Origin of the sequence: Leucobacter chromiireducens (assembly GCF_051993095.1) — a bacterium.
GTDB classification, from domain to species: Bacteria; Actinomycetota; Actinomycetes; order Actinomycetales; family Microbacteriaceae; genus Leucobacter; species Leucobacter chromiireducens.
The window spans coordinates 752,848-779,809 of the sequence record NZ_CP197024.1; the positions used below are offsets into that span (position 1 = coordinate 752,848).

The following is a 26,962-nucleotide window of genomic DNA, read 5'->3' on the forward strand; positions in this document are numbered from 1 at the left end:
CTGGAGGGATGAACGATGAACCACAGCCAAGCCCTCACGGGCTGGAACCACTCCTGAACATCAACGAACTCGCCAACTACCTCGGTGTCCCCGTCTCCACCATCTACGACTGGCGCACCAACGGCAAAGGACCCCGCGCCTACCGCTTCGGAAAGCGGATCATGTTCGGCATCACCGACATCCGCGCCTGGATGGACACCATGCGCGAACCCGCGGGCGCCGCCACCTTTCCCGGAACGACAGAGGCTACACATGGGTAGGCCCCGCACGCCGATCGGCACCTTCGGAATCATCGCCACCCGCACACATCCCAGCGGCAACCACGTCGCGAAAGCCCGCTTTCGAGATTGGGACGGCAAGAACAGGCTCGTCCAGGCCACCGGCCCCTCCCGTTCCGCTGCCGAACGGAAACTGAAGCAGAAACTCGCCGAACGCTCCCTCTACCAGCCCGGATTCAATGGCATGAGTGCCGACAGTCCCTTCCCAGAGCTCGTCGCCTACTGGCTGGAAGACATCGAGATCGAAGACCGCCTCTCGCGAACCACCAGGAACCTCTACGAGCGAGATATGCGCACCCTCGTCCTCCCATCATTCAAAGACCTCACCCTCCGAGAGATCGGCGTCGCCCGCTGCGACCACTTCCTCAAACACCTCGCCAAACGCAGCTACAGCCGAGCCAAGCACGCCCGCGTCGTCCTCCGCCTCGCCCTCGCACTCGCGGTCCGCCACGAGATCCTGCCCCGCAACCCGATGGATTACGTCTCGCGACTCCACCGGAAAAAGAGCATCCCGGACGCATTTACGATCAATGAGGTGCAAGAGATCAGGGCGGCGATCACGGCGTGGGAGTCCCGTCGGATTCTGGCGGGTCCGAGACCCGACCGGCAACTCGGGCAGATCGTCGAAGTCCTGCTCGGCACCTCGGCTCGCATCGGCGAGGTTCTTGCGATCCGCCTACAGGATCTCGACCTGAATAGTCCGATCCCGACGGCGAGGATCGCCGGTACGATCATCACGCGGAAGGGTGAGCCGACCCACCGACAGGATCATCCGAAGACGGATCGTTCGGTTCGTCGTGTCGCGCTACCGTCATTCACGCTGCACGCGATCCGATCGCGCCTCCTCCGGTCCGGCGAGACCGAGCCGGGCGCGCTGCTATTCAGTACGCGGGTGGGGACGCCGCACACGACGAACAACATCCGCCGACTTCTGCGAGACGTGATGGATGAGGCCGGGATCGAGAACGTCACACCACACCGCTTCCGCCGCACCGTCGCCACTGTCATTAACGACGCCCAAGGCGCGCTCCTCGCTTCCGAACTTCTCGGGCACACCGACCCGCGGATCACGATGCAGCACTACATCCAGCGCAACGAGAGCGTCGACCCCGCCACCGCGGAGCACCTAGAGCGAGCGTTTGGAAAGGCTGGGTAGTTAATCTCCATGCCTCAGAACAGAGATTCTGTGTAGTCATGACGGATGGATCATGCGCAAGGAACTAGCAGCAGTGCATTCATGCCTTAGCTAAATGACCGAGTTCTAGGGTAAGGAGAGGAGAAGGCGCGTTCGACGGCGTGATGATCGTTGCACGCTTCTTTGCCCGTGTCACTGCAACATTGAGCGCATACCGCGCGGATTCCAAGTCTCTCGGTGTTGCGTTAAGCCTGAGAAAGGGTTCGTATCGCTCTTCATATGTGATGACCTCGTCAAACTCGCGACCTTTGGCGCGGTGGATAGTCATGACAATGAGATCTCTGTTGCCGCGTTTGCTGCTGGTTAGTTGGTATTGGAGGACCGCGTTTCGGAGCGTGTCAGCTGCGCCGAAGTAAGAGCCGTTCTCACGCCAGATATCAGCCAACAGTGTTTCGATTTCAGATCCCCGCGTGATGAAGTTGAGCATTCGCACATATCCAGCCATCTGCTTGATCTCAGTCGTATCGGACGCCGCAAGCATACTGACGACGGCGAGGTAGTCCCCGAGCACGTATCCGCTTCGGCATTTACTGATTGACCCGTCAAGGAGCTCACGCAGCGCCTTTACGATCTTGACGTTGACGGGAGTACCTGCTCGGAGCTTGGTGGCGTATCCTTCGAGGCGATCGGCCGTGGAACGGGCTGTCGCTGACAGCTTCACTGACTTTGTTCTCAAGTAGTGGGCCATTGCATCGCACACGGTAGCGTCTCGCTCTAAGCCGTCGCCGGACGCTTGGAGAATCACGCCTATAAAGATGAGTGCGGCGTAGCCCTCTTCTTTTGTTGTATGGATATCGATGCTGAGAGCAGGCAACTTCGGGTTGCTTTGTGGCGCACTAATGTACTCGTATACCTTCATAGCGAGGGCATTTGTCGGCGTGAGAATAGCGATTGTTCCGCCGCCGACTCGAAGGCGTTTCAATGATGCAAGGAGGGCCAGTTTGAGCCTCAATAGTGGAGGGAAGTCGCACAGTACTATGTCGACCTCGTCGTAGGGGTACTCGAAGCTCCCGCGAAGGACATCGCGACCGAAGCGGGTGATCGAACTGCCGGGACTCCGCCAGTTCCATTTTGAAAGGTCCACGTGTTGTGGCGTGAGTGCCTCGTCGAAGTCAGCAAAGCGAGTTTCACTTGATCCTTCCACGAAGTCGTAGATCCGTTGGCTCGGGTCTCCGAGCGCAACGAGCTGTGAGTGCTGGCTGAGCGTCTTCACGAGGGCCCACTGATCATCTGTAGTGTCTTGAAACTCGTCGAGGACGATGAGCGGGTAGGCCGAGGCATAAGCCTTGAGTAGTGAGGGGCTTCCAGCGAGAATTTCGTTGGCAAGTCCCGCGAAGTCGTCGAACCCCACGTGCCCCAGCATCTCGAACTGTCGTCTGAATTCAGCGCGCAGGTCAACGTTGGGATCTTGAAAGTGTGATCGGAAAGCGTTCTGTTCGGCCTGGGACATGATTTTCACACCCCGCGGTGCGCCTAGGAGGTAACCGTGGCTACGTAGAATCGTCCAAGCAAAGCTGTGGTAAGTGCCAACCTCTAGGCGGTGGCGTTCTTCTTTCGCGAGTTGAAAGGTTGCGTGCTCGGCAACGCGATCGACGGTGGCGTTCGCGAAGCTAAGGAAAAGCACCCGGGCGTGGCGACTATCGAGGCCCTCGCCAATCGCGCGAGCAGCCTTTCTGAGAGCCACGGTGGTTTTGCCGCAGCCAGCACTACCGGTGACCATCACCGGGCCTTGAGCTTCCAGCAGCGGCTTTATAGCGAGTTCGTAAGCCTCTTCAGATTGTTGTGTCGCTGACATCTGGTTCCTCTGCGCCTTCCGAGTCAGCGTCAGTGTCTGCGATTGCCGCTATGCTCTCCGTGGTGGCAGGTGTAGGAGGTTCGCTTGCTTCTTTCAACGCTTCCAGGACACTCGTCATAGAGGGAGGGAAGTCAATCTCCGTGAGACCAGACACCAGATCAGCTGCGAAGCGATCTCCCTTGGTCTTCGATAGAAGCTTCTTCAGAGCTTTGGCGTATTCGTCATCAGTGTCTTTCGTTGGCTTTGACACATGTGAGGGCCACGCCCCATTAGCGATTAGTTCATTTACATATTTGCGTTTGGCATCAACGGGAACCTCTGCCAGCACTAGGTCTTCGAATCCGCTGTAGGGCTGCTCGAATGCGTAGTCGGAATTTGCTTTGATCTCGTCCAGGCGATCAGCGGGCTGTTGATCGAAAACTGACGCAACATCTTTTCCAAGGCCGCGGAAGAAGCCCGCGAAGCCGGCGACGTTGGTTTCGCCTTGTGCATCGAAGATAGCCCAACCGCGGGTGTCAAGTCTCGCGAATCGGGTGGGGTTGGCTCGGGCGGCAGTTTTGGCGAGTTCGGTATACGAAGCAGCTTCGGTGTCGCCCTCTGTAACGAGAACTCTGCGAGCTAGCAGTGCTTCGCAGAACCGGGTTCGAATCCCGGTGCGGAACGCCTTGAGGCGTAGCGAAGTGGGCAACGTGACCGGCGTGCTGGACAGTCGGCCGGTGCTGTGTGCACGGGATAGTACGGTCATCTGCTCAGGCTCGAACTCTTCGAGCACGTACGGTGAGTGGGTGGTGAATATGGCCTGGCCGCCGAGCGCGAGAATGAGATCTACGACTCGCTTTTGAGCCGTCGGGGGAACTGAGATCTCTGGCTCCTCCATCGCGAAGATGACGCGTCCCTCGCGCTTTTGCGCGATGAGAGTAAGCATGGCTATCACCAGTGAGTTGATAGTGCCCGATCCTTGGTGATTGAAAGGTGCCGAGTAACCGGGCGCTCCCGTAGCCATGAAGGACTTCAATACTCGGCGGAGGTCCTCACGTGTGAGTTCAGACACCCGAAGGTGCGGTGCATCTGCCCACTCTGCAGCGACGATCTGTTTCATAGCTTCATCGATGCTTGAGAGAACCTGGCCAAACTCGGGATTCTCTTCACCCGCTACTGCCACGCTTCGCAGCTTTTGGAGGAGGGTCTCCCACATTTGAACTTCGACCTCAAACGTACGAAGAACAAAGTCGAGGAGTGATCCGCGTTCCATGGACATGGCTCGGGTACCTGTCCGCAGGGCACGAAGTAGAAGGAAGCCGAACTCGCGCTTGTCAGCCGATCTAGCCTCGTTAGTGGGGTTCCCCTTATCGTCTTCTGGGCTGCAGAACCAGGTTCGGCCCTCGAAATCGTCCTCGTCCGGGTCGTAACGTCCTACGAACCGAATTCGCACGGAGGGAAGTGCGTCCGAACCCGGTCCAGGTAGAGATGAGAGCAGTGTTTTGTTGGCAACGTCCCAATACTCGAGGTTGTTCCGAAAACGAGATTGAAGTTCATCGTCAAGATCAACAATCATGACTTCGATTGTGATCTCGTTCACTAGGTATTCACCACCGTGAAAGTCGTGTTCGTCGATGACTGGGCGACGGAACAAGCGGTCAGCACCTAGTGCAAGTTCCGCGGCTTCGAGCAAGGTGGACTTGCCCGAGTTGTTGTCGCCGAGAAGTACGGTGTTTCCTGCGAAGGACACTTCTGCCTTTAAGATGCCTCGAAAGTTTTCGATGGTGATTCGCGCTAAGTACATGCGGCCTCAATCCCGTACAGATCGTCGTTCGGCACATCGCCAATGATGCGCGCTCCCATCCTCTCAGAGGATCACTCAGTCTGAGGTATGCCCCACTCGCAGACCGTTTGCGTTGACGCCCGCGCGTAGTCTCTCTGCTTCATTTTTCAGGCATTGTGTTCGGCGCATATCGGTCGCTTTTGTATCGTCGCCTGTCTGCTCCTATGCCACGCGTGCCCTACTTTCGAGGTCGCGATGGATGTGACCTGAGGATATGTAATGTGCCTCTTTCATCATTTGAGGCGATCATCGTTACGATGTCCGGGTATATGGCATGTGGGCGCGCCCGTCTGTTTCTCTGCTACGGGCTGGTGAATCATCCCGCCTTGGCATGGACCAGCTGGAGTGAGACACGGACCCGACATAGGCGCACCGGCCAGACAACATGGGAGAATCTGACGTGAGGCCAGCTTGGATCACCGATCAGAGCAAGAAACGCGAGGAGGCGGTCGAGCATGTGGACTGACAACGAGACTGATCGCGATTTCCTCAACTTCGAGGGTGTCGCTGACACCATCGCCGAAGTCATCGTCAGCGCGAATGGGCGGCCCGTATCGATCGGGGTATCTGGTGCCTGGGGCGTTGGAAAGTCCTCCATGATCAAGCTGACAAAGACTTCCCTCGCGAAGCATCAGCCAGAGCAGGGAGCAGAGAAGTTCGTCTTCGTAGAGTTCAACGCTTGGTTGTACCAGGGATACGACGACGCCCGTGCAGCGCTACTCGAAGTGATTGCCAACAAGCTCGAAGCCGAGGCGGAAGCTCGCAAGACAGGGATCGATAAGGCAAAGGACTTTCTTTCACGGGTCCAATGGTTCCGCCTCGCAAAACTGGTCGCGTTGCCCGCGGCGTCGATGGCGCTAGGGCTTCCGCCCGTAGGACTCACGGGAGAGATTGCCGGAGCCGTCAGGGATGCAACCTCTGGGAGCCTGGACAATGAAGGGCTGGAGTCGCTTGGGGAGCAGGCGTTAGCCACAGCAAGCGTCGCAACAACTCTGGTGAACCCAAAGGAAACGGTGTCACCGCCGAAAGAGATTCAGGCCCTTCGCGACTCGTTCGAAGACGCGATCAAAGCGCTTGACATCACGCTCGTGGTACTCATCGACGATCTAGATCGGTGCATGCCAGGGACCACAATATCGACTCTGGAAGCCATCCGTCTTTTCTTGTTCCTTGAGCACACGGCGTTCGTCATCGCTGCCGACGACAACATGATCAAGTATGCCGTCAAGAAGCACTTCGGTGGACTCGAAGACGACGAACTAATCACCAACTACTTCGACAAGCTCGTACAGATACCCATTCGCGTACCAGCGCTTGGAACCCAAGAAGTTCGTGCCTACCTCATGATGCTGTTCATCGAGAACAGCGACCTCGATCAAGTGCACAAAGATCAACTTCGGACGTCAATCGCACATCAACTCCGAGAGTCTTGGAAGGGCAAGCGCGTTGATCGATCATTCGTTAGTAGCTGCGGGATTGATCTGAAGCCTGGGCTGCTTGCTCGGCTTGAAACGGCGGAGCGGCTTGCTCCGCTAATGACAACTTCGGAGCGGATCGCAGGAAATCCCAGGTTGATCAAGCGATTCCTCAACGCGCTTTCGATCCGCATGACCATCTCGACCGCTCAAGGTGTGGGCGTGGATGAGGCAGTCTTGGCGAAGCTATTGCTTTTTGAGCGCTTGGCTTCGCCGGCGGCATACGCGGCATTGAACGCCGCGGTGAACGCCGACCCAGACGGAAAGCCTCAAGTCCTGACTCCGTGGGAAGACGCAGCAACGAAGGAGGAAGAGTTCGAGCCCGACGAGGCATGGGGTGAAGCGTTCGTTCGGGAATGGCTGGCCCTCCCGCCAGCCCTCGGGCAGCTAGACCTTCGTGGGGCGCTCTACGTTGGACGCGAACATGCGCCCCTGGTCACAGCATCGGATCGTCTGTCGTCTGCGGCGGCCGACTTACTTCGAGCACTTGTTGAGGATCCTCAGGAGTCCCGCGCCCTCGTTACCCAACTCGCGGCGCTGCCTCGAACCGAGTTGTCGATCATGATGGATCGCGTTCTAGCGCGCGCTCGCCAGGTCCAAGAGTGGGGCGCTCCGCCAATCCTGGATGCCTGCATCGCCCTAGCTAGTGCCGATCCAAACCAAGGACGAAGCCTCGCAGGTTTTCTCATCGAGCGACCCGGCAAACAGATTCAAGCAAGCATTGTGCCGAAGATCGAGTCGGAACCCTGGGCAGCCGATGTACTCACACACTGGACCAACGCCGCCGATGTTGAGGGTCCAGTAAAGAAAGTCATTGAGGGGAGGGTTAAGAGTGGGAACGTCGCAAAGTAGTACTGGACCAGGCGCCGGAGTCGCTCTCGTTCCGCCCTGGGCCGACGATGTGCCTCAGGACAATCCACTAGACCCCAGCGCCGACAATACACCGGACGAGCCCGACCAGAACCGGCCGCAAGAGGCGCCACCTGCACGGTTCAGGGACACTCGTCGAAGTCTTGGAAGCTATGCCCGCAACGGAGATAGCCGGGACCTTCGCCGGGCGCTCGGTCACTATGTAAGAAGCGGCTATGGTGGCACCGCAACCATGACGCGCCGGCTGGGCGGAACGGCCGCGACGGCCGGCCGCTTGGGCTCGATGTTCCAGTCTGGCCGCACGCCGGACGGGACATCGCTCCGTGACGCGGCCCTAGCTAATGGGAGCGACGCAAATGCTGTACTCGACGCAATTGTTGACGCCGCCAGTCCTGCGGACGGAACGCAGGACAAAGAAGCATCACGCCTCTCGATCCGCAATGCGCTATCCGACCTACTGGCACGATTCCCTGATGCTGACCTCTTTGCGCTGACCGAAGCGCAGAGGAACTACGTGATCGAGCGCTATGCGGCTCTCGACGTGTATGCGCGATTCTGTCTCGACTTGCAGAAGACTGTGCTGGACAAGGCCCCAGACGCAGTCACCGGGATGCGACGACTGAGATACATCCGCGAGTTCATCTCGGAGCAAGTCTCGGCCTCGTTTCGAAAGATTCGCGACGAGAGTGCAGCTCCGACGACCAGGAGTATCGCTCAACTTACCCGTTCGGCGCTAACCGAGACACTGGCAGTTTTCGAGGAGTACACCTCATGAAATACCTCAGCGTTCCCAAGCTGACGGCAAGCGACCGAAGCGGCGACCAAACTCCCATCCTGCTGTTCGGACGTGGCGAAACCAGCGACGTGCTCACGGCGGGGTGGTCTGCTGCGGAGAAGGTTCGCCGACAGAAGTTGATCCCAGATGCCACAGCCTGGGACTTGCTCGCTATCGCCTTATCAGTCGTTGTCGCCGATGGCACGACGTTGCGAAGCGCGAGCCCAGACGGATGGACTCGGCAGATCGAACTTGAAATCGCGTTGAGTGACCCGCAGCGGTGGAACCCGCACGCCGATGCAATCGCTACGGCGTTGAAGTTTCTTACCACCGATCTTTGGACGATCTCGTTTCGAGATGGCGGAGCTATCCCGACTCCGCCCAAGAAGCCTCAGTACCCGACGAGTGATGCCGTTGCACTTTTGTCTGGCGGCCTCGACTCTTTGATCGGTGCGATCGACCTCACTGTGGCAGGGACGAAGTTGCTTGCCGTCAGTCAAACGGTGCGTGGGGATGCGGCGAAGCAAGACCGGTTCGCCCAGCGGATTGGTGGGGGTATCGATCACCTTCAGCTCAATCACAACGCAAGTACCCCACGCGGCGAGAAGGAGACCTCACAACGCTCTCGTTCACTGATCTTTCTAGCTTTCGCCGTGCTGGCTGCCACCGCCACTCGTCGTTACGCCTACGGCCAGCCGGTACCTCTGTACGTCAATGAGAACGGATTCATCGCGATCAACCCACCGTTGACAGCGGCTCGCGTGGGAAGCCTCAGTACTCGAACAGCCCATCCCGAGTTTTTAGGACGGATGCAAAGCATCTTCGATGCCGTAGGACTCAACGTCCAGATCAAGAACCCATACGCGGAGAAGACCAAGGGTGAGATGCTTCGTGAGTGTCTTGACCAAGACCTGCTGTCCACCGAGGCGCCGCTTTCGACAAGCTGCGGTCGATTCCAGCGCTTCAACTACCGGCATTGCGGTCGATGCGTCCCGTGCCAGATTCGGCGCGCTTCATTCGAGGCATGGGGACGTCCAGACCCGACGGAGTACGTGTACGATAACTTGGCTATCGAGGACGAAGACCATGCAGCGTTTGACGACGTGCGTTCCGTAGCGATCGCGCTGCTCACGATCGAACAAGATGGCTTCGACCGTTGGCTCGGACCGGCTCTCGGCTCTCCGCTGATCCATAACCGTCTCGAACTTCGAGGTATGCTCCAGCGTGGCTTTGCCGAGCTACGGAAAATCCATGAGAGGTACGGTCTCGTATGATCGACTTCCACTGTCACCTAGATCTCTACCAATCGCCGTCTGCCGTAGCAGACGAGAGCCAGCGCCGCGGCATCGGCGTCCTCTCGGTAACTACGACGCCCTCTGCGTGGAACGGAACCGTGAAGCTCGCCGAGGGACGTTCTGCGATCCGCACCGCGATCGGCCTGCACCCTCAACTCGCAGGACAGCGAAAGCACGAACTGCCCCTCTTCGACACATACTTGACGAAGACTCCCTTCGTCGGTGAAGTGGGCCTAGATGGGTCACCCGAGTGTCGCACCTTCTGGGAAGATCAGTTGGAAGTCTTCGACCACGTGCTTCAATCTTGTAGCGCCGGAGACGAAAAGATCATCTCGATCCACAGCCGTAGGGCGGCCAAAGATGTACTTGACCAACTCGACCAATACGCGCAGATCAAGACCCCGGTGCTCCATTGGTTCTCGGGCTCACACTCACAGTTGGAACGCGCGATCGGGCGCGGGTGCTGGTTCAGCGTTGGGCCGGCGATGCTGACTGGTGCGAAGGGCAGAGACCTGGTGGCGGGCATGCCCAACGACAAGATTGTCCTTGAGACAGACGGGCCGTTCGCACAAGTTCGACGTCAGGGGCTGAACCCGTGGGATATCACCTCGGTCCTCGGGCTGATCGCGGAACTTTGGGGCGTGAGCGAGCACGAGGCGAAAAGGCAGATCAAAGCCAACGAACGGACGCTTCTCGCCCCTGTCGCGAGCACGCTCGAAATGGGTTTCTGAGGCACCAAATATGGTGGAGATTCAACGGTCGACCGCAATGATCCCTTGACGAAAGTCGTGCACTCGATCGGATGGAGGATAGATCCTTCGACCGAGAATTCGGTGTGCCAACCAACCTTCGCGAAGCCTAGCGGCGAGGGCGACCAGAAGGTGCCCACAACCTTGCAAAGCATGCAATCCAGAGCGTTCTGAAGTCCCCTGACCTGCAGAACTAGGCAGAGAACGAGGCCCATAGGCTGCTTTGGATACCTGTAGCTCAGGGACCACTGCGGCGAATCAAACTCTAGGTGCTGTCGAGGTCTACGACAAACAGGAGTATCTGTAGCTATCCAGCGAAGTTAAGACGGCTATTGCCGACGCTCGGCATTATCATTGACTCATGAACGCGGGTCAGGACTCTCGATGGGAGGTTGCTGCGAACCACCCTGAGTTGCAGGCAGCATTCGCCGAACAAGACACCGGAACGCTCCTTATGGGCAGCCCTCTCCGCGCAATCTCGGATGACGACGATGTCGACGACGATGTCCGTTTCGTCGCAGATCTGCTTGCGACGATAGCGGGGTTCATGCCGAACGGGAACGACTGGACCAACCCCTACGGTCCTTTCGCTGCATTCGGTGATCGGCGGAGTCCCATTCCCGCAGACTTCACCGAGGCGGACATTACGGTGCTGGCCGAGATCGCCCCACTCATCCCCAGTCTGATCCTTCGGAGTCGCGTCCTCGACGTCGTCGCAATCACTGGGGATACTGCGCTTCGCCCGGCTCGGCATGTGGCGCAGCTCCAGGCCCTGGCCGACCATGGGGTGACCAGCGAAGCAATCAGCTATGCCGCTGAGCAGTGGGAACGTGGGCTTGCCGTCGCTGTTCGTTTCCGTGGCGTCGCATCCGTTCAGCTCGACGAGATCGAGAGCCAACTCGTTGAGGCCGCGAGCACTTCCTCCGACGGCGCGCTTGCGGTGCGCGCGGCGCGAATGCTCGGCGAGCATCGACTTGGGCGAGAGCATGCAGCGGCGATCGCGGCACACCTCGCAGGACAGGCTGAAGGCATTGAATCTATCGCCGCTCAGAACACCTTGGAGGTCGCGGCCGAGTGGTATCAACGTGCAGGCGATCCTGGGGCGGCCGAAGAAGCGACGTACACAATTGTTCAGCGACTGATCGCTGAAGCAGAAATTAACGAGGCTTTTCGAGCATCCGTTCATCTAGAGCTGGCCCTTAAAATCCTCCGTACGCTGTCTCGCGCGGCCCGCGAGCGCCTTGGTGCGGCCGACCTGCCGACCGAACTGGCGCGTCGAATCCGGGAAAGCGGCGCCGCGGCGATCGGCCAGATGCAAACTTTCACTACGGAGAGCGGCGATCTCAGCGGCTATGTTGCTGCGTTACTCGCCACAATCCGTAGCGACGATCCCGTTGAGTCTGTCCGGTGCTTCGCTGACGTACAGGCCTTCGCTAGTGTGTCGGCGGCTCGGACTGAGACTGAAGCGCGCGAGCGGCGATCCCCTCTCTCTTTTTTGGCGACGCGGCGGACCCTTAGCGCCGATGGGCGCACCGTATACCGTTCGCCTGCGAATGACGATGCCACGATCTATGGTGAGAGGGCCGCCATCTGGGAAGGGATGATCCAGCACTATCAGCTGCGAGTCAATCTTCTGGGCGGTATCGTGTTGCCGAGGGCTTGGAGACAGCTCTCTACTGATCACCGGCTACACATTGGCGACTTCCAAGCGCTTGCTGCAGGCAGTTCAATCGTGCCTAGCACGCATGAAGGGATATTTGCGAGGGGGCTGCACTATGGCTACAACGGAGACTTCGGGGCCGCAGTCCATCTCCTAGTGCCCGCGATCGAAGCACTAGTGCGATTGCACCTCGCGAACTCCGGTGAGCGCACGAGCGTGATTAGCGCGGACGGAGACGAAAACGAGATCGGTCTCTCCGCGCTTATGGAGAACGAGCGGGTCGTCGACATATTCGGTGAGGACGTTGCATTCGAACTTCGCGCACTGCTGTGCGGACCCATCGGCCCGAATCTTCGCAACGAGGTCGCGCATGGATTAGCCGGCGATGCTGCCTTCTCCTCAGGCGTTAGCGTCTACCTGTGGTGGCTCACGCTCAAGCTCGTCTTCATGCCCTACTGGAACGCGCTGCACGATCCAGGCGCAGCTGAAGCGCGAGAACCTTCGGATCCTGGGCAGGAAACGGACTAAAAGCGTCTCTCGAGTCTGTCGCTCAGCGCTGCCACGCAAGCGCATTTACCGTTGATGAATCGATAGATGCTGACCGCGTCATCACAAAGATCGTAGATAACACGTCATCACGAGGGTGGAGCGAACTCGTAACAGTTTTTCGTCGCTTGTCGAGGGGACCAAAAGGGGACCAGAACCATTCAATTCACGCATTTCGTGACGTGCTCTGCATGATCTGATCCGCGGAATTACGCGGTTCTCGGCGAGTGCTAAACCACTTGGACGCCTGGGGGTCAAGGGGTCGCAGGTTCAAATTGAGGTAAACCCAGATGGGGCGAAGCTCGAGGGGCTTCACGCGTGGGCCGGACGAGCTTCTACTCGCCTGTTAGAACAGCCTGCGCAGATGCTCGCGGAGCGACGGGTCGCAGACGTAGACGTAGGTGCCTCGGATGCCTCGGGTGAGGAGGACCGTGTAGATGTTGCGCACGTACTGCAGCAGGTCGTCGTCCGTGTACGTGATGCCGCGCTTCGGGTTGTTCTCGCGGCCCTTCTTGTCGTAGTACTCGGAGCGGTCGAACACGATGCTCTGCGACTCAGAGTCGTAGCGGAGATCCTTGCCGATGATAACGCCCGCGTAGTTAAGGTCGTAGCCCTGCACCGTGTGGATCGAGCCCACCTCGTTGATTGAGCCAGGGGAGTTGATCCAGTCTCGTTGCGTTGAGTTCCAGCGCAGCTGCTCACCGTCAATTTCGATATCGAACGCGCTCTTGTTCCGCTTGCTGGCCCACGGCCAGGCATAACCTGCCACGAGACGCGACAGGCCGTGCTCCTCTTCGCGGCGCAAGATCTCCCGGCGCATCTCGCCGAGATCGTCGAAGAATCGGAGATCGTAGTCGGGGAACTCGAGGCGAGGCGGGGGAGTGCTGCTCAGTGCCTGGCGGATATAGCCAACATAGTCTGCATCTGCCGCGATCCGCATCTGTGAACGGAGCGGGTAGACACGATTCTGAGCTGCCGCGGTGGAGAGCAAATCCCGAGTCGTCTCTGCAGAGAGGTCAGCGGGACGCACGCTCTGGCCAGTGTCGAGCATGAGGATCGTATGGGTGCTCAGTTTGCGGATCCAGTCGAGCTGGGTGAGATTGGGGTCATCCGCGCCAAACAACTTCTCGTTGATTGCTGCGAACTTCTGATTCAGCGGACCAGACGCTTGATTGGCTCGCTGGTTGAGTCGATGCGCCTCATCCACGATCAGGAGATCGAACGGCTGCTCGCTCTCCCCGACGGCGAACGGAGTGAACACCATCTTCTTGTCGAGCCCGGGCGTGAGGGCGAACACCTTTGCGATCGACTCTCGCAGTGACTGCTGGGGCACCACGATGCCTACGCGGAGCGAGGCGAGCAGCTCCGCGTGGCCAGGAGTGAAGAACTCGCTGAAGAGTGAATCGCTATCGGGCGAGTCTTCAGCGTTGTGATTCCGGATGTCTTCGAGCAACTTGAGGAGGTAGATCGCGACGACCGTCTTGCCGGTGCCGGGGTTTCCCTGCACCACGACCGTGCTGGGTGCACCCGTCTCAAGGTCGGCGAAGAGGCCCTCAAGAATGTCCTCGACCGCTACCGCCTGATCGTGGTTCAGCGCCTTGAACGGCGAGAGCTTGAAGAGGTCACTGTTGATGATCTCCGGAAGCGTGCGCTGAAAGAGGTGTTCGCTGATGCGAAGCTCTTCGAAGACGGCGTCGAAGGTGCGGCGGTAGCGATCCCGATCGAAATAGTCCCGGTCTGTGATCCCGGCGTTCTGGTTGAGCACCTGCAACTACCCGTCGCCGGAGAACATGCGGATGAGGAAAGACTCGAGATCCAGGCAGGCAGATTTGTTGAACGTCTCATCCAGCACGACGCGCACCCACTCGAGCTCACGCTTCTCTGGGGAATCGAGGTGCTGACGCATCCTGCCCTCGGCGTTGAGCGACTCGCCCACGTAGACCTCACGGTCGTTCGACATGACGTAGACCACCGGCCAGTTGCGATGCTTCGTATCTGACGCACCCCATACCCGGATCTCGTCGGCAGCAAAGGGGAACCGCTCCAGCTCAAAGGCGGTCATACTTCTCGCTTCTCCCGCGGGACTTCTCAACTGGGTACTTCGCTCGAGTCTTTGTGAGTTTCTCGGCGACGATGGTATCCGGATCAAGGCCCAGCCGGTCTGCAAGCAGCATGCAGTAAGTCAGCACATCTGCGAGCTCGTCCTGGGCCGAGGCAACGTCGGCATCGCCCCACTGGAAACACTCGAGCAGCTCGCCTGCCTCAATACTGATGCTCTTTGTGAGGTTCTCTGGGGAATGGAACTGCTGCCACTCGCGTTCAGCGACGAACTCGCGCAGCTCATTGCGCAGTGCTTCTCCATGCATGGCTCTCAACTTATCAAGGGGCTACGCCTGGTGAGGGCGTGAGCCGGTAGATGATGAGGTTGGGCCCGATGCAAGAGTCCCCTCGCCCACCGGCTCACGTCCGGTCTAGTCCACTTGACGGTTCATCCGCTTCCTAGGTTTCCCGAGACGATGCGCGACCCAAAAGACGAGATGTCCCAAGGTCGCGCCGAGCAAAACTGGAAGCAATGAGATCGGGATGCTGCTCCAATCGCGAGAGCCAAGTGCGGCCTGAAGGCAGAAGCCCAGCAGGCTACCGGACACGACAACGACCACATAGAGGAGGCCGAAGCTGAGTCGTGCTTTTCTTGGTCGCGGGCCAACACCGTCGTTTTTCCGCCCGAACTTCAGCCAGTGCATTGCTAGCCTCACTTACAGGGCTTATCCCAGTTGATCCCCAGATTGGCGCCGATAACGGCCATACTGCAAGGAAGCGCACCGACGCCTCCGGTGCCAATGCCGAGCATCGCACACACCGCGTACATGCCGACGTTAAAGATGAGGTTCCCCCAGAAAGCGGAGGCACAAGCAGCCCGTGATGTCGGGCGTTGCTGTGACAACTGTGCATCGGCTGGTGTGACGACGAGCTTGTCACCTACAACTACAAATTTCGCCTCGATGGGGTTTAGCGCGTCGCCAAGGACAGGATTCACGGAGCTCAGTAGGACAATCCCTGACGCATCTTTGATGAGCAACATGCGATCTTCATTCGCGAGTAGCACTTGGTCGGTGGGAGCAAGCGACATAGTCGCGCTGAGGCCGGGGTAGCTCGTGGTGTTGAACTCATCGGGGGCTATCGTTCTGAGCTCGCCAGTAGGTCCCACAACGGTAAATCCGTTGCTTGTACTAACTGAGCTGCTTTGCGTTGCGTTCGGGGTTGCACTAGCGGCCGCTGCGCTGGCAACTAGGCCCCCTCCTGCCAAGAGCGACGCGAGAGCTAGTGAGGTGAGCTTTTTGAAGAGTTTCATGTCTATCTCCTCGGGTTATAGGGAGTTCAGAATGTTGGGCACGCATGCATGAGAACTGTTGTGAAGACTCCTTTGGGTCGGTCTGTCTTGACGCCGCCAAGGGGCGGGAAGCAATCGTCCCTTTGTCGGAAGCTCCAGGCATAGCTTGTTTCCCGGATTAGGTGAGGCGAAAGTAGAAAATACCGGGTGGACGGGCCAGGAACTTGCTCGTGACTAGGGGACACTTTTCTTGTTCCGGGAGCTTCGCGGGCGCTGCTGAGTAGCGCCGAGAGGGCGGGCAACTCTTGCGGCGACTGCCTTCTCGCCTGTGACCAACCTTGATCTATGAGGTGCCAGCCTCGATTTCCTCGAGGCTTCGCACGATGCTGGGGTGACACCCGTTGCAAAGACACGACTCCACCTATCTGCCTTCGAGTTGTCGGCACTTCTGGGTAAGGGGGGCTAGGTGTATGGGGCGTATCGCTGGAATTGCCGTGAGTATGTGAGGAAAGCTCTCCCCAGTGGGGGGCACCGCGTGGTGAAATAATCCTGCGCTCGCGAAGAGCTCGTGGAACATCCGTTCACGCGCGCTGCTCCTCCGAGCCCTGACGAACGGGAGGCAGCCCATGCTGGTCTACGGGGAAGCGGTGCAAGAGGTTGTTGCCGCAGTACGGGCACGACGAAACGCTCGGATCGTGGGGCGCCGCCTGGGCGGCCGAACCACCGTGCTGCGTGCGGCCATCGAATCGCTTGAGAGTAGTGGAACCACGGTTCTCCAGATGAGCGGCGACCAGCTCGCTGGCGAGCACCCGGGCTACGCGCTGCAGCAACTGCGCGATGCGCTCTCGCTCGGCCCTCGACAGCGCGAGCTCTCGGGGGTGGTTGACTCACTCTCAAGCGCGCTGAGTGCGCGGGACGTGATCGCTATCGACGATGTTCACCTGGTCGACTCGCTCTCGCTTCGCGCACTGTCGGTGCTGCGCAAACGGGTGGGTGTTGTCGTGGTCAGTACCGAACTTGTTGGGCATGCCCACGATCTCGATTTCCCGCCGGTATGGCCGGAAGCTGTGATCCCAATCCCGGATCTTGACCTCGCAAGTAGCGCACTGCTCCTCGAATCCGCCCTTGGGCACCCGGTCGAGTCTCGCACGCACCTGCAGATCTACGGCAAGGCCGGGGGAAACGCTGGCCTCACGATCGCGCTCGCCGAGAGCGCGCAGTACGCAGGTCTCATTGAACTCGACGGCTCGCACTGGCGAGGCGACGGGCGGCGACTCTGGAACAACCACCTGGCGCCGCTCATTGACGGGCTCCTGGCCGAGCTTGCCCCGGAGGAACGGGAACTCGTTTCCTGGCTCGCTGCCGAGGGGCCCGTGCTGCACGACCGAGTGGTCGAGCGATTCTCCGAACCGCTGCTTCGCAGAGTGTTCGACCTGCACTATGCAGCGCCCGTAGGTGCACGGGCGTCGCTGCTGGTGCAAGTGTGGCCGCCGCTGCTCGTGAACCGAGTCAAACAGCACGCCTACGTTGGTGCATTCCCAGAGGAGAGCCTGAGCGACAACGGAACCCCGGTATTGAGCGAGGCCCCCGGCAACGAGCTCGCACTGCTGGCCCGCAGCTTTGTAGAACATGAAGAGCGTGCCACTCGAGCGACATTCCGTACGTGGACCGTCGCGCCGACACCCGCCAATGCGCTTGCCTACCTGGCCGCCGCCATGGGAGTATCCAGCGAGGCGGGGCGAGTGCGCCGGGTCTTGAGCCAGACCGCGATGTCACATCGGCTTGTTGATCAGCGCATCCACCAGGCATTCGCGATGCGTCGCCTGCAGTGGCTGCGCTTTGATGAGCATGATAGCGAGAGCGAACGCGCGATGCTTGCACAGCTGCTTGAACTGAACCCAGGCATGGAGACATCCCTCAACGCCGCGATGGCGGGCCTCGACATCGCCGACGGGCGCGGTGTGCCCGAAGACATTGCCCGACTCGAAACACCGCCGAATGATGAGTGGGAGCTGGTAGGCCGGATCGCTTGTGCGCTCTCGCTCGGCGACGTTGATGGGGTGCGCCGAGGCGTGGAAAGCGCCACTCACCTCGCGGGGCACGGTGTGTTCATCGGCTTCGTTGAAACGGCGCAACTGTACCTCGAAGGTGAAGTGCGCGAGTCAGTTCGCCGCGCCGTGGAGCAGCGCGAGCTGGCCCGCGAACGGTTCAGCCGATCCGAATACACGATGCTGAGCTACGTTGCGGCCGTGGGCGCACTATACCTTGGCGACATTCAGCTCATGCGCCAGTACGTTGACGAAGGCACGGTTGCGGGCCAGCCCTCAAGCTCACTCAACATTTTCTACGGCGCGCTTTTCGCTTTGGAAGCCGGTCTGGCGCACTACTCCGGCCAAACACGACTTCGAGACAACCTGCAGCGAGAGGCAGCAACCCGCTTGCCCTCGATTGGCCCGGGCATCGGGATGAGCGCAGATTTCTTGGACGCGACCATTCGCTTGTCGGATCAGCCCGAGGAGTTCGCATCTGCCGTTGAAGCGACGGTGGATCGCAGCCTTGAGCTTGGTTACCGCCTCGGTGCGGTGCAGACCGCGGCACTCAGCCTCACGATTCGGTGGAACGAGCGCATTGCGGAGGCTTTTCTCCGTGCATTCACGATTGCTCCGATCCCGGCCTATGTTTCCACCGCTGAGGGGGTTCGGCTTATGGCGCAGCGGGACCTGCGTGGGCTTGATGCGTGGGGAGCGACGCTGTCCCCGGACCGAGATGATGCAGAGATGCTGGTGCGTGTGCTCGGGGCCGCGTATCGCAGTGCGCGGCGGGAGGAGCTTCCGCTCGCCGAGGTGCTTGAACGCATCCTCTCGACTGTGCTGCAGCGCCGAACTGAGACGATTGCCACCGGTGATATTGCTCAGCTCTTGAGTAGCCGCGAGCTACAGGTTGGTCGGCTCGGAGGAGAGCTGAGTAACACTGAGATAGCTGAACGACTGAGTATTAGCCGGCGCACTGTTGAGAATCACATCGCGAATGGCCTCAAGAAAACGGGGCTGGCAAACCGCAAAGAGCTTGCGCGGCTACTGCAATCGCTCTAGGAAAGCTGCCCAGCGAATTCCTCAGCACCTTGAAGTGAACACCTACTGCTCAAATCCACTCCACTCACCCTGCGCGCGAAGCGCACGTGATCTCTGCGTACACCATACCCAGCGTCAATATTCGATGTTGGCATGGATGGTGGAAGTCCTCCGCCAACCGGGCGGAGGGCGCACAGTGGGAAGCGAGGAGCGCGAGTATGGGCCTGCGCCGAATGGACTTTGGGTGGACACCGCCTCAGACGCTGCGCCGCGGGACAGCCATGTTGATTGGCGCGCTCGTCGTGGGTGGGGTGTTCGCAACGGGTGCGATGGCGCCTGCCGCAGCACAGGCGCTCCCTACAGACATTATTGACATTCCGCTGGGGTCGGACACTGGCTTGGGAGCAACGACCCCGAGCGAGGCAAGCGTCGACCATCGGCCGGCTCAGCCTCTGGAACCGCGACAGACTCGAGCGCTGCCCGACGACCGTGAGCCCGCCGAAATCCCCGACCCGGTTCTGCGACGGGAGATTGCGCGCAAGCTCAATATCAGCTCACCACAGTCGCTCACCAAGGGGGACCTGCGCCGCCTGCAGTCGCTCACCGCGAAGAACGTGGGGATCACGGACCTTACCGGCCTCGAGATTGCGACGAATCTCTCTCTGCTCTACGTGGACCAGAACAACATCACTTCTTTTGAACCACTGCGCGGTCTCTCGAACATGCGGCAGATCACCGCGAGTCGAAACCCCATCTCTGACATTTCGCCGCTCGCGACGCTGCCAAATCTCAACTGGCTTGAGCTGAACTGGACGGAAATCACATCACTTGAAGCGCTTCGTGGCAATACGAAACTTGGCTGGTTGCAGGTGGCGTACACCGGAATTGACTCGATTGAGCCGCTGAGTGAGAGCACCAACATCGGCAGCCTGTATTTCCAGAACACGAGTGTCTCGGATATCTCGGCGCTCAGCGGAATCGACAACATTCAGGTGATCTCGGCGCCCGACGCGGAAATTAGTGACCTTGAACCGCTGCGGGGCAAGCAGAAGCTCTACCTGTTGAACATCAACTCGAACCATGTCACCGATCTTTCGATGCTGGAAACTTGGCCCGAAATCTCAACCGTTGGGTTCAACAACCAGAAAGTCGACGGAGGGAAAGCGCTGATTCCCACGGGGGCGAGCGAGTTCACCCGAAGCGACATTGTGCCGATGTTCAAGATGCCCTTTGGTGAACGACAGCAGGTGGTGGAGCACGCTGCTCCTACCGAAGATGGAGATGGTGCGGTATGGAGCGACATTGAAGCAGATGCGGATCGCATTGAGGTGTTCCTCTCAAAGCCTGTGGTGCCTGGCGGCCCCCCTTTCTCCGCGACCGTCGACTTCGCGGTGGGACGCGCCGACTTCGAGTCCAGCGCGCCTGGCGAGGGCGAAGTCGGGACGCCGTACGAGTTTGCGTTTAGCACGACCCCCGGGTTCACGGATACTGAACTGACTCGCGCTACGTCCGCGGCAGGCTACCGCCTGACATCCGGTGAGGTTCCCGGCCTACAGCTGAGCGAAGCGGGAGTGCTTGCCGGAACGCCGACCGAGCAGGGCGACTTCGCGCTCACCGTTCGTGCAACGGACCGCCACGGCAATTTTCTGGAGAGCGATGTCACTGTCGCGGTGGGGAAGGGGGCCGTGCGGCCCCAGCCACCGATCGTCGAGCCGCCCACGGTAACTCCGCCGACCGTGACCCCGCCGACGACTGTACCGCCCACCACCCAGCCGCCCACAACGGCTCCGGTTGCTCCGGGGACGACGGCGACCACTACCGAGAAACTCGCCGCCACAGGCGCGGCCCTCCCGTGGGCCCTGGGCTCGCTCGCGCTGCTGCTCTGCGCTGCCGGCGCATACCTCGTGCTTCGCTCGCGACGGCGTCGCGCGGGCGAGTAGTCGCCTGACACCCTTCTGAACCCCGACAAAGGACATCTGAATGCAGAAACGAACGAGGCGACTCGTGTCTACCGCCACGGCTCTGGCCGTTGGCCTGCTGCTCGCGCCCGCGCTGAGTGCAGTGCCCGCCCTTGCAGAGGACCGCGCCCCTGATGAATATGGCGTGACGACCGAGCTCACACCTCCCGGGCCGCTGACGCGGGCGGTCGGGCCAGCCCAGGTCTCCCGCACCTTCTCGGGCGTGCCTGCCCAGTTCGGTGCTGGGTCCGCCGTCATACTTCCGGGTGCTGACGGCGTGCCGCCTCGAGCGGTCGTGACCTCGAGCTATACGGGCATTGCTCCGATCCTCGATATCCCGTCTGGCCGTGCCGCGATCACTCCGGTGACGGGGCTCAACGGTACCCACGGGGTCGCGGCGGCGCCCGGAGCGACGTCGGCGAGCGGTCGTCTCTTCTTCGTCTCGCTGTTTTCTAACTCTGTTGGCGTCTACGACATCGCGACGAATAGCTGGGTAGACGAGATCTCGGTGCCCGGCCCCACGCCGGCCTCGCTCGCCTTTGTGGGCAGCGACGACGGTACAGAGGGGACCCTGTTCGTCGGTGCTTCCAGCGAAGACTCGATCTACGGAGTAGACGTCGCCACCGGAGATACGGTCATGGAGGCGCACGTGCCCTGGGGCGGATGGATCGGTGGGCTCGCGCCCGGAGCGGACGCGCAAGCCCGATCGGGCAGTCTGCTGGTCGTTGACGCCGGGAACAGGGGCGAAATACTGCGCCTCGATATTGCGACGGGCGCGCTCATCGAGGCTCGCCTCTTGCCAGCCCAGGAAGGGCCCAACCAAGCACGCAATATCACCGTGCTCCCTGGTGGGAGCGCGGGTTCGGAACATGTGCTCGTCACCAGCCAGGAGACCAGCACGATCAGCCGCATCGATTTGGCGACTGGCCAGCTCGTGTCTGCGTACGCCTTCGGGCCGGGCCTGCCGTTCCCCATGAGCGACGACGGCATGTCGGCAGTGGGGTACCTGCCTGGCGAGCAGGCCGGTCAGGGCACTGTGTTCGGATTCCGGCCCGACGGCGGGTTCGTCGCGTTCGATGAGGCGAGTGCGCAGCTTGAGTACGTGACGGACTCGCTCGGGTATCCCTGGGACGGGCTCGGGTTCCGGCCCGCTGCTCCGGGAAGCTTTGAAGGAGAGCTCTTCGTCTCCGATCGGCTGTCACGGAACATCAAGGTGTACGACACAGCGAGCGACACACTCGCGCGGGAGATCAAGCTCTCGGGAAAGGAGTTTCCCAGCGTCGCCCTGAGTGGTACTGAGGATGCCCGGCTGGCGACTGGCTGGTGGGACGGGCCCCTCGAGATCCGTGATCCCGATACCGGTGCACTCCTGCACACACTTCAGCTGCGCGTGAGCACGCTCGGAAGCTCACCGGACTCGACCGAGATCCTCGTATCCGACGCGCGAGCGCGCTCGCTCAGCGTGGTCGATACGACGACGGGCAGCGTGGTGCGAACCCACTCGGTGCCGTATGAAGCGGGCGCTGCGACGGTCGCCGACTATGCCGGGGTTCCCGCATACTTCATCCCGGACCGCACGAACGGTCGAGTCGAGGTTCGCAGCGTATCCGCGTTCGAGGTGCTGACCTCTTTCGACGGTTTCGCCGCCCCGGTGTACGTGAGCGTGTCAGGTGGAACCCTGAGCGTGCTCGAAAGCCGCGGAGTGCTTCAGATCGTGACCATCGAGGACGGGTCAGTGCTGCGCTCCGTGCGCACCGGGTTCCATGCGGCGGGCGTCGCCTCCGCAGCAGACACCGTTTCGGGCGGAACCTGGATCTACACGGCAGACGGGACGATGGGCATCGCACGTACGCGGGTGTCAGGGCTCACCCTGGCTCCGGATGAGCTCCCCAACGGGCTCGTCGGCGCCCCATACACCGCAGAGATCGATGCCTTCGGAACGCCTACTCCGGCGATCGATGTCGTTGGCGATCTGCCGGACGGGCTGGAGCTGGACCCGGCGACCGGGGAGATCGCTGGCACGCCGAGCCGTGCGGGAAGCTTCGACTTCACGGTCACTGCCTCTAACGGGGTGGACCGGGATCAGAGCCGTACCTACACCGTGGTCATCGGAGCTCTGCCGCGCATCACAACGGACTCGCTGCCGAACACGACAGTGGATGACAAGTATCGTCACTCGGTCGATACGGATGGTTACCCTGACCCGAGTCTGAGCATCTCTGACGGTGAGCTTCCGCCTGGACTGAGCCTCGATGCTGCGAGTGGAGTGCTTTCCGGCACGGCAACGAAGGCCGGTGAATACAGCTTCTCGCTCACCGCAACGAACGACCACGGTGCAGACACCAAGCACTACACCGTTTCAGTGGCAGGTGCGCCCGTCCCGCCGACTGTCACTCCTCCCGGGACGAAGCCGCCGGTCACGGATCCGCCCACCACAGAACCCTCCGCCACACCGCCGCCTGTCGCACAGGGCAAGGGTGACGAGAACTCTCAGCAGCTTCCGCAGACAGGCGCGGCAGGGCTCTGGGCGCTGGGGGCCGTGGCGCTCGCGCTCTGTGCAGGGGGAGCGGTGCTCGCTTCGCGCCCCAGCCGTCGGCGAGTGAGAGCCTAAACAGGCCCGGCCCAGGCTGGCGTAGCCTCGCAAGGGGCTGAAGAGATAGAGAACCTCCGGGTGGATGTGGCTGATGTTCAGGCCACTCCCACCCGGAGGTTCTCTTGCTGTGAGACCCTGCGCGGCTGAATGTCTGGGAAGAACGATCGTCGCTGAAGTCGTCGCGGCCCAACGAAACGGAAAGCGAACAGTGATCCGCCCGAGGTGCCCACCTGCGAATGACTGTGTTGCTTGCCGGGTACTCAGACGCGTGTGAGTGCTGCGTAGATCCGCGCACTTTTCGCCCAAATTGAGTGCGCCTACTACGTAGACCGAGATGCTTTACGTAGTGCTCTCGTTCTGCCCTCTTACCGTCGAAGTATGGGGCACAACAGAGAATCCGTATTCACCACAACTCGACCACGTCGAAGCGCACGGCTCACGGCGGTGTTTGGTGTGGTCTCAGCGCTGCTCGTCGCACCACTCGTCGCGGGCACCGCAGCATACGCTGCCGACGCGACGACCGTGGAGACAGCTGAGGAGCTCCGCGACGCATTCGCCGCAGCGACCGCTGACACGGAGATCGTGCTGGGCGTGGGCTTTCCCGACGAGCTTCCCGCCTCGGTGAAACTCGCAAACGCGAGCGGTGCGAACATCACCGTCGAAGGTGCCGGGCATACGCTGCTCGCGCCGCCGACCGGCAAGCACTTGGACGTGCAGGCTGGCGGCACAGGCTCGGTGCAGGTGCGCAACCTCGCACTCGCGCCAGCCGCAGGGCGCACGAACGGTGGCCTGCAGCTCACACAGAACGACGCCGCCGTGGTGACGCTGAGTGAGCTCGCCATCTCGGATCTCGGTGCGACAGCTCTGAACATTGGGGGAGCGGGATCGGGAGCGCTGCGCATCGAAGACGTCACGCTGAGCGGCAACACCGCCTCGTCGGCCGCAGCATTCTCCTTCGGGCGGAACAACGCCGGCGCTGAGACCGTGATGAACCGAGTCAGCGTGACGAACAACGTGGGCGACGGCGGCTACGGCTACTCCGGCGGGGCTGCACGCGCGGGCGCGGGCAGCTCGGGCACGCTTCGCATCGCGAACTCCCTCTTCGAGAACAACACGTTCCGCGAGGGCGGCACGCAGCCGCGCGGCGGTGCGATCGCCCTGCACAACTCAAACGTGCAGCTGGTGCTCGAGAACGACCTCTTCCAGGGCAACAGCACCTTCTCTGCAGGGACCCCCGGCAGTGCAGACGGCGGAGCAATTTCCGTCTTCAACTCGGGCGCGAACACCTCGGGCTCGCTCGTGGTGCGCAACAGCTCGTTTGTGGCGAACGAGGCGGGTGACGACGGTGCAGCGATCTTCATCGAGGGCCGCAATGCCAACAGCAGCCGCCCGTTTCCCGCGAACCTCACGGTGACCAACTCGACCTTTGCAAACAACGTCTCCGGTGACCTGGGTGGGTCTGACACCGGCGGTGCGATTCAGGCCTCGCTGCGCGTCGACGTGAATCTGAGCAACAACACCTTCGTGGGCAACACGAAGGCGAATGGCCGCAAGGGCGTGGACTTCGGCACGCACTCGACGCTCGACAGCACAGGGTTTGTGCGCCCGATCGGCACGCTGACGAACAACATCTTTACTCGCAACGACTCGGTCTCCGGGCTCACGTGCTCCGGCGGTGCCGGGTGCGGGCTGCCGGTCGCGCAGCAGGACGCCTTCATGCTCGGCGTGTTCGGCACCGTGACCCCCGTGGCCGCCGAGAACAGCACTACCGTGTTTGCCGGCGACAGCCGTGGCCAGCAGGCAGCCGTACCCACCGTGGGGATCGTGCCGCCGCTCGCGGCCGACACGCACACCGCGTCTCGCGTGGTCACGGACGCCACGGGGCTGACCGCTGACCAGCGCGGCGTCGCCTACCGCGCCGAGGGTAACCAGGATGCGGGCAGCTTCACCATGGACTACGTGCGCTTCGACGCGACGGAGAACGGTGGCGCGTGGGCCGGCCTGACACCGGTGCTGCCGGGCGCGCAAGGCAGCTTCCTGAGCGACGCCGCTGCCACCGGCGGCTGGTTCGAGGTCGCAGCGCCGGGCGCTACCATTCCGCTGCCCACGACCGCGCCGACCCCTCCTGCAGGCACCACCTTCCTCGGCTGGTTCGACAGCGCGAGCGGCGGCACCGAGGTGACCACCGCGGTGGCTGCTGGGCAGACGGTGTACGCGCAGTTCTCTGCTGTGACGCACACGGTCACGTTCGACCCTGCCAATGGTGAGAGCACTTTCACCGCGGAGGTGACGGACGGCGACCCGGTCACGCAGCCCGCAGATCCGGATCGTGACGGGTTCACGTTCACGGGCTGGACGCTGGACGACGCGGCGTACGACTTCTCGACGCCCGTCACTTCGGACCTGACCCTCGTGGCGGCGTGGGAAGAGATCCCCGCCGTGATCCACACGGTCACGTTTGACCCCGCGAACGGTGAGGACACCTTCACCGTCGAGGTGACGGACGGCGATCCGGTCGCTCAGCCTGCGGATCCGGAGCGCGAGGGATTCACGTTCACGGGTTGGACGCTCGAAGACGCGGCGTATGACTTCTCTGCGCCGGTCACCTCCGACCTGACGATTGTGGCCGGGTGGGAAGAGATTCCCGCCACCCTGTACACGGTGACGTTTGATCCCGCGAACGGAAACGACGTGTTCACCACCGAGGTTGTCGATGGGGATCCCGTGGCGCAGCCCGCAGACCCGCAGCGCGACGGCTTCACTTTCGTGGAGTGGACGCTCGACGGCGCGGCCTACGACTTCACCGCCCCGGTGACCGCCGACATCACGCTGCTCGCTGTGTGGGAGGAGATCCCCGCGGTGGTGCACACGGTGACCTTCGACCCGGCGAACGGTGGCGACACGTTCACCGCTGAGGTGACCGATGGTGACACGGTTGCGAAGCCAGCTGACCCGACGCGCGAGGGCTTCACCTTCACGGGCTGGACGCTGGAAGGTGCCGCGTACGACTTCACCGCGCCGGTGACCTCGGATATCACGCTGCTGGCGGTCTGGGAAGCGGTTCCCGCCGCCGTGCACACGGTGACGTTTGATCCGGCGAACGGTGCCGCCGCGTTCACTGCTGAGGTGACCGATGGTGACGCGGTGGCGAAGCCTGCCGACCCGGCGCGTGACGGTTTCACCTTCACCGGCTGGACGCTGGCTGGTGCAGCGTACGACTTCGCGGCACCCGTGACCGCGGACATCACCCTCGTGGCGGGCTGGGAGAAGGCATCCGTGCCGCCGGGCCCCGGCCCCGGGCCGACGCCGCCCGGGCCGACTCCGCCGACCGTTGACCCCGCAACGCCGCAGCAGCCGCTCGAGCGCACGGGTGGGGCACCCATCGCCCCGGCGCTCGGAGCCGCGGCCGTGCTGCTCGCCCTCGGCGCGGGCCTGCTTGTGGCACGGAAGCGCCGCGCGCAGCCCGACACCGCAGCCGACGCGTAGGCGCAGCGCGATTCAACGCAACGCACAACGGGTGCGGGCCCCGGATAACCTCTCGGTTGTCCG

17 protein-coding genes are annotated in these 26,962 nt (G+C 61.3%); 11 read left to right on the forward strand and 6 right to left on the reverse strand.

Annotation, left to right across the window (positions count from 1 at the left end; translation table 11 throughout):
* The first annotated feature begins 8 nt into the window (after positions 1–8).
* Both ACR81A_RS03330 and ACR81A_RS03335 read left to right on the forward strand, forming a co-directional pair.
* The gene (locus ACR81A_RS03330; protein ID WP_440312588.1) at positions 9–260 is read left to right on the forward strand and encodes a helix-turn-helix transcriptional regulator; all 252 of its coding nucleotides are present in this window, start codon (positions 9–11) and stop codon (positions 258–260) included.
* Entirely contained in the window at positions 253–1,434 is a 1,182-nt protein-coding gene (locus ACR81A_RS03335; RefSeq protein WP_440312589.1) for a tyrosine-type recombinase/integrase, read from the forward strand. Before ACR81A_RS03330 ends, ACR81A_RS03335 begins: the two co-directional genes overlap by 8 nt.
* A 79-nt stretch (positions 1,435–1,513) precedes the next feature.
* On the opposite strand, the gene ACR81A_RS03340 is transcribed toward ACR81A_RS03335, so the two are convergent.
* Positions 1,514–3,268, reverse strand: a complete 1,755-nt coding sequence (locus ACR81A_RS03340) for a UvrD-helicase domain-containing protein (RefSeq protein ID WP_440312590.1) — start codon at positions 3,266–3,268, stop codon at positions 1,514–1,516.
* Positions 3,246–5,051, reverse strand: a complete 1,806-nt coding sequence (locus tag ACR81A_RS03345; protein ID WP_440312591.1) for an ATP-dependent nuclease — start codon at positions 5,049–5,051, stop codon at positions 3,246–3,248. The genes ACR81A_RS03340 and ACR81A_RS03345 overlap by 23 nt, the downstream gene beginning before the upstream one ends.
* A 494-nt stretch (positions 5,052–5,545) precedes the next feature.
* On the opposite strand from ACR81A_RS03345, the gene ACR81A_RS03350 reads away from it, so the two are divergent.
* From ACR81A_RS03350 to ACR81A_RS03370, 5 genes are all read left to right on the forward strand, one after another.
* On the forward strand, positions 5,546–7,417 hold the full coding sequence (locus ACR81A_RS03350) for a KAP family P-loop NTPase fold protein (protein ID WP_440312592.1): 1,872 nt from the start codon (positions 5,546–5,548) through the stop codon (positions 7,415–7,417).
* 49 nt (positions 7,418–7,466) lie between these two features.
* Entirely contained in the window at positions 7,467–8,210 is a 744-nt protein-coding gene (gene qatB / locus ACR81A_RS03355) for a Qat anti-phage system associated protein QatB (RefSeq protein WP_440312593.1), read from the forward strand.
* Positions 8,207–9,484, forward strand: a complete 1,278-nt coding sequence (gene qatC / locus ACR81A_RS03360) for a Qat anti-phage system QueC-like protein QatC (protein WP_440312594.1) — start codon at positions 8,207–8,209, stop codon at positions 9,482–9,484. Before qatB ends, qatC begins: the two co-directional genes overlap by 4 nt.
* Positions 9,481–10,236: a Qat anti-phage system TatD family nuclease QatD gene (gene qatD / locus ACR81A_RS03365; RefSeq protein WP_440312595.1), complete on the forward strand. Its 756-nt coding sequence runs from the start codon at positions 9,481–9,483 to the stop codon at positions 10,234–10,236. The genes qatC and qatD overlap by 4 nt, the downstream gene beginning before the upstream one ends.
* Positions 10,237–10,615: 379 nt before the next feature.
* A complete protein-coding gene (locus ACR81A_RS03370; RefSeq protein WP_440312596.1) occupies positions 10,616–12,442 on the forward strand; it encodes a DUF4209 domain-containing protein in 1,827 nt (608 codons plus the stop codon).
* A gap of 364 nt (positions 12,443–12,806) precedes the next feature.
* Here the strand turns inward: ACR81A_RS03370 and ACR81A_RS03375 are convergent, their stop codons facing one another.
* The 4 genes from ACR81A_RS03375 to ACR81A_RS03390 all read right to left on the reverse strand — a co-directional run bounded on the left by ACR81A_RS03375 (position 12,807) and on the right by ACR81A_RS03390 (position 15,812).
* On the reverse strand, positions 12,807–14,225 hold the full coding sequence (locus tag ACR81A_RS03375) for a DNA/RNA helicase domain-containing protein (RefSeq protein ID WP_440312597.1): 1,419 nt from the start codon (positions 14,223–14,225) through the stop codon (positions 12,807–12,809).
* A gap of 6 nt (positions 14,226–14,231) precedes the next feature.
* On the reverse strand, positions 14,232–14,522 hold the full coding sequence (locus ACR81A_RS03380) for a GIY-YIG nuclease family protein (RefSeq protein WP_440312598.1): 291 nt from the start codon (positions 14,520–14,522) through the stop codon (positions 14,232–14,234).
* Complete coding sequence (locus tag ACR81A_RS03385; RefSeq protein WP_440312599.1) at positions 14,509–14,826, reverse strand: nucleotide pyrophosphohydrolase; 318 nt, start codon at positions 14,824–14,826, stop codon at positions 14,509–14,511. Before ACR81A_RS03385 ends, ACR81A_RS03380 begins: the two co-directional genes overlap by 14 nt.
* 386 nt (positions 14,827–15,212) lie before the next feature.
* The gene (locus ACR81A_RS03390; protein WP_440312600.1) at positions 15,213–15,812 is read right to left on the reverse strand and encodes a hypothetical protein; all 600 of its coding nucleotides are present in this window, start codon (positions 15,810–15,812) and stop codon (positions 15,213–15,215) included.
* A gap of 758 nt (positions 15,813–16,570) precedes the next feature.
* Here ACR81A_RS03390 and ACR81A_RS03395 point away from each other — a divergent pair.
* The 4 genes from ACR81A_RS03395 (at position 16,571) to ACR81A_RS03410 (ending at position 26,899) form a co-directional block, all read left to right on the forward strand.
* Entirely contained in the window at positions 16,571–18,883 is a 2,313-nt protein-coding gene (locus ACR81A_RS03395; protein WP_440312601.1) for a response regulator transcription factor, read from the forward strand.
* 197 nt (positions 18,884–19,080) lie between these two features.
* On the forward strand, positions 19,081–20,802 hold the full coding sequence (locus ACR81A_RS03400) for a leucine-rich repeat domain-containing protein (protein ID WP_440312602.1): 1,722 nt from the start codon (positions 19,081–19,083) through the stop codon (positions 20,800–20,802).
* A 64-nt stretch (positions 20,803–20,866) separates the two neighbouring features.
* Entirely contained in the window at positions 20,867–23,431 is a 2,565-nt protein-coding gene (locus ACR81A_RS03405; protein ID WP_440312603.1) for a putative Ig domain-containing protein, read from the forward strand.
* Positions 23,432–23,791: 360 nt separating this feature from the next.
* Positions 23,792–26,899 carry an InlB B-repeat-containing protein gene (locus tag ACR81A_RS03410; protein WP_440312604.1) on the forward strand — a complete coding sequence of 1,036 codons (3,108 nt, stop codon included), beginning with the start codon at positions 23,792–23,794 and terminating at the stop codon, positions 26,897–26,899.
* Positions 26,900–26,962: the final 63 nt, after the last annotated feature.

Bases quoted from the DNA above. Each gene is read 5' to 3' on its own strand.
- ACR81A_RS03330 (WP_440312588.1), top strand. From the start codon at position 9: ATGAACGATGAACCACAGCCAAGCCCTCACGGGCTGGAACCACTCCTG.
- ACR81A_RS03335 (WP_440312589.1), top strand. From the start codon at position 253: ATGGGTAGGCCCCGCACGCCGATCGGCACCTTCGGAATCATCGCCACC.
- ACR81A_RS03340 (WP_440312590.1), bottom strand. From the start codon at position 3,268: ATGTCAGCGACACAACAATCTGAAGAGGCTTACGAACTCGCTATAAAG.
- ACR81A_RS03345 (WP_440312591.1), bottom strand. From the start codon at position 5,051: ATGTACTTAGCGCGAATCACCATCGAAAACTTTCGAGGCATCTTAAAG.
- ACR81A_RS03350 (WP_440312592.1), top strand. From the start codon at position 5,546: ATGTGGACTGACAACGAGACTGATCGCGATTTCCTCAACTTCGAGGGT.
- qatC (WP_440312594.1), top strand. From the start codon at position 8,207: ATGAAATACCTCAGCGTTCCCAAGCTGACGGCAAGCGACCGAAGCGGC.
- qatD (WP_440312595.1), top strand. From the start codon at position 9,481: ATGATCGACTTCCACTGTCACCTAGATCTCTACCAATCGCCGTCTGCC.
- ACR81A_RS03370 (WP_440312596.1), top strand. From the start codon at position 10,616: ATGAACGCGGGTCAGGACTCTCGATGGGAGGTTGCTGCGAACCACCCT.
- ACR81A_RS03380 (WP_440312598.1), bottom strand. From the start codon at position 14,522: ATGACCGCCTTTGAGCTGGAGCGGTTCCCCTTTGCTGCCGACGAGATC.
- ACR81A_RS03385 (WP_440312599.1), bottom strand. From the start codon at position 14,826: ATGCATGGAGAAGCACTGCGCAATGAGCTGCGCGAGTTCGTCGCTGAA.
- ACR81A_RS03390 (WP_440312600.1), bottom strand. From the start codon at position 15,812: ATGAAACTCTTCAAAAAGCTCACCTCACTAGCTCTCGCGTCGCTCTTG.
- ACR81A_RS03395 (WP_440312601.1), top strand. From the start codon at position 16,571: ATGAGCGGCGACCAGCTCGCTGGCGAGCACCCGGGCTACGCGCTGCAG.
- ACR81A_RS03400 (WP_440312602.1), top strand. From the start codon at position 19,081: ATGGGCCTGCGCCGAATGGACTTTGGGTGGACACCGCCTCAGACGCTG.
- ACR81A_RS03410 (WP_440312604.1), top strand. From the start codon at position 23,792: ATGGGGCACAACAGAGAATCCGTATTCACCACAACTCGACCACGTCGA.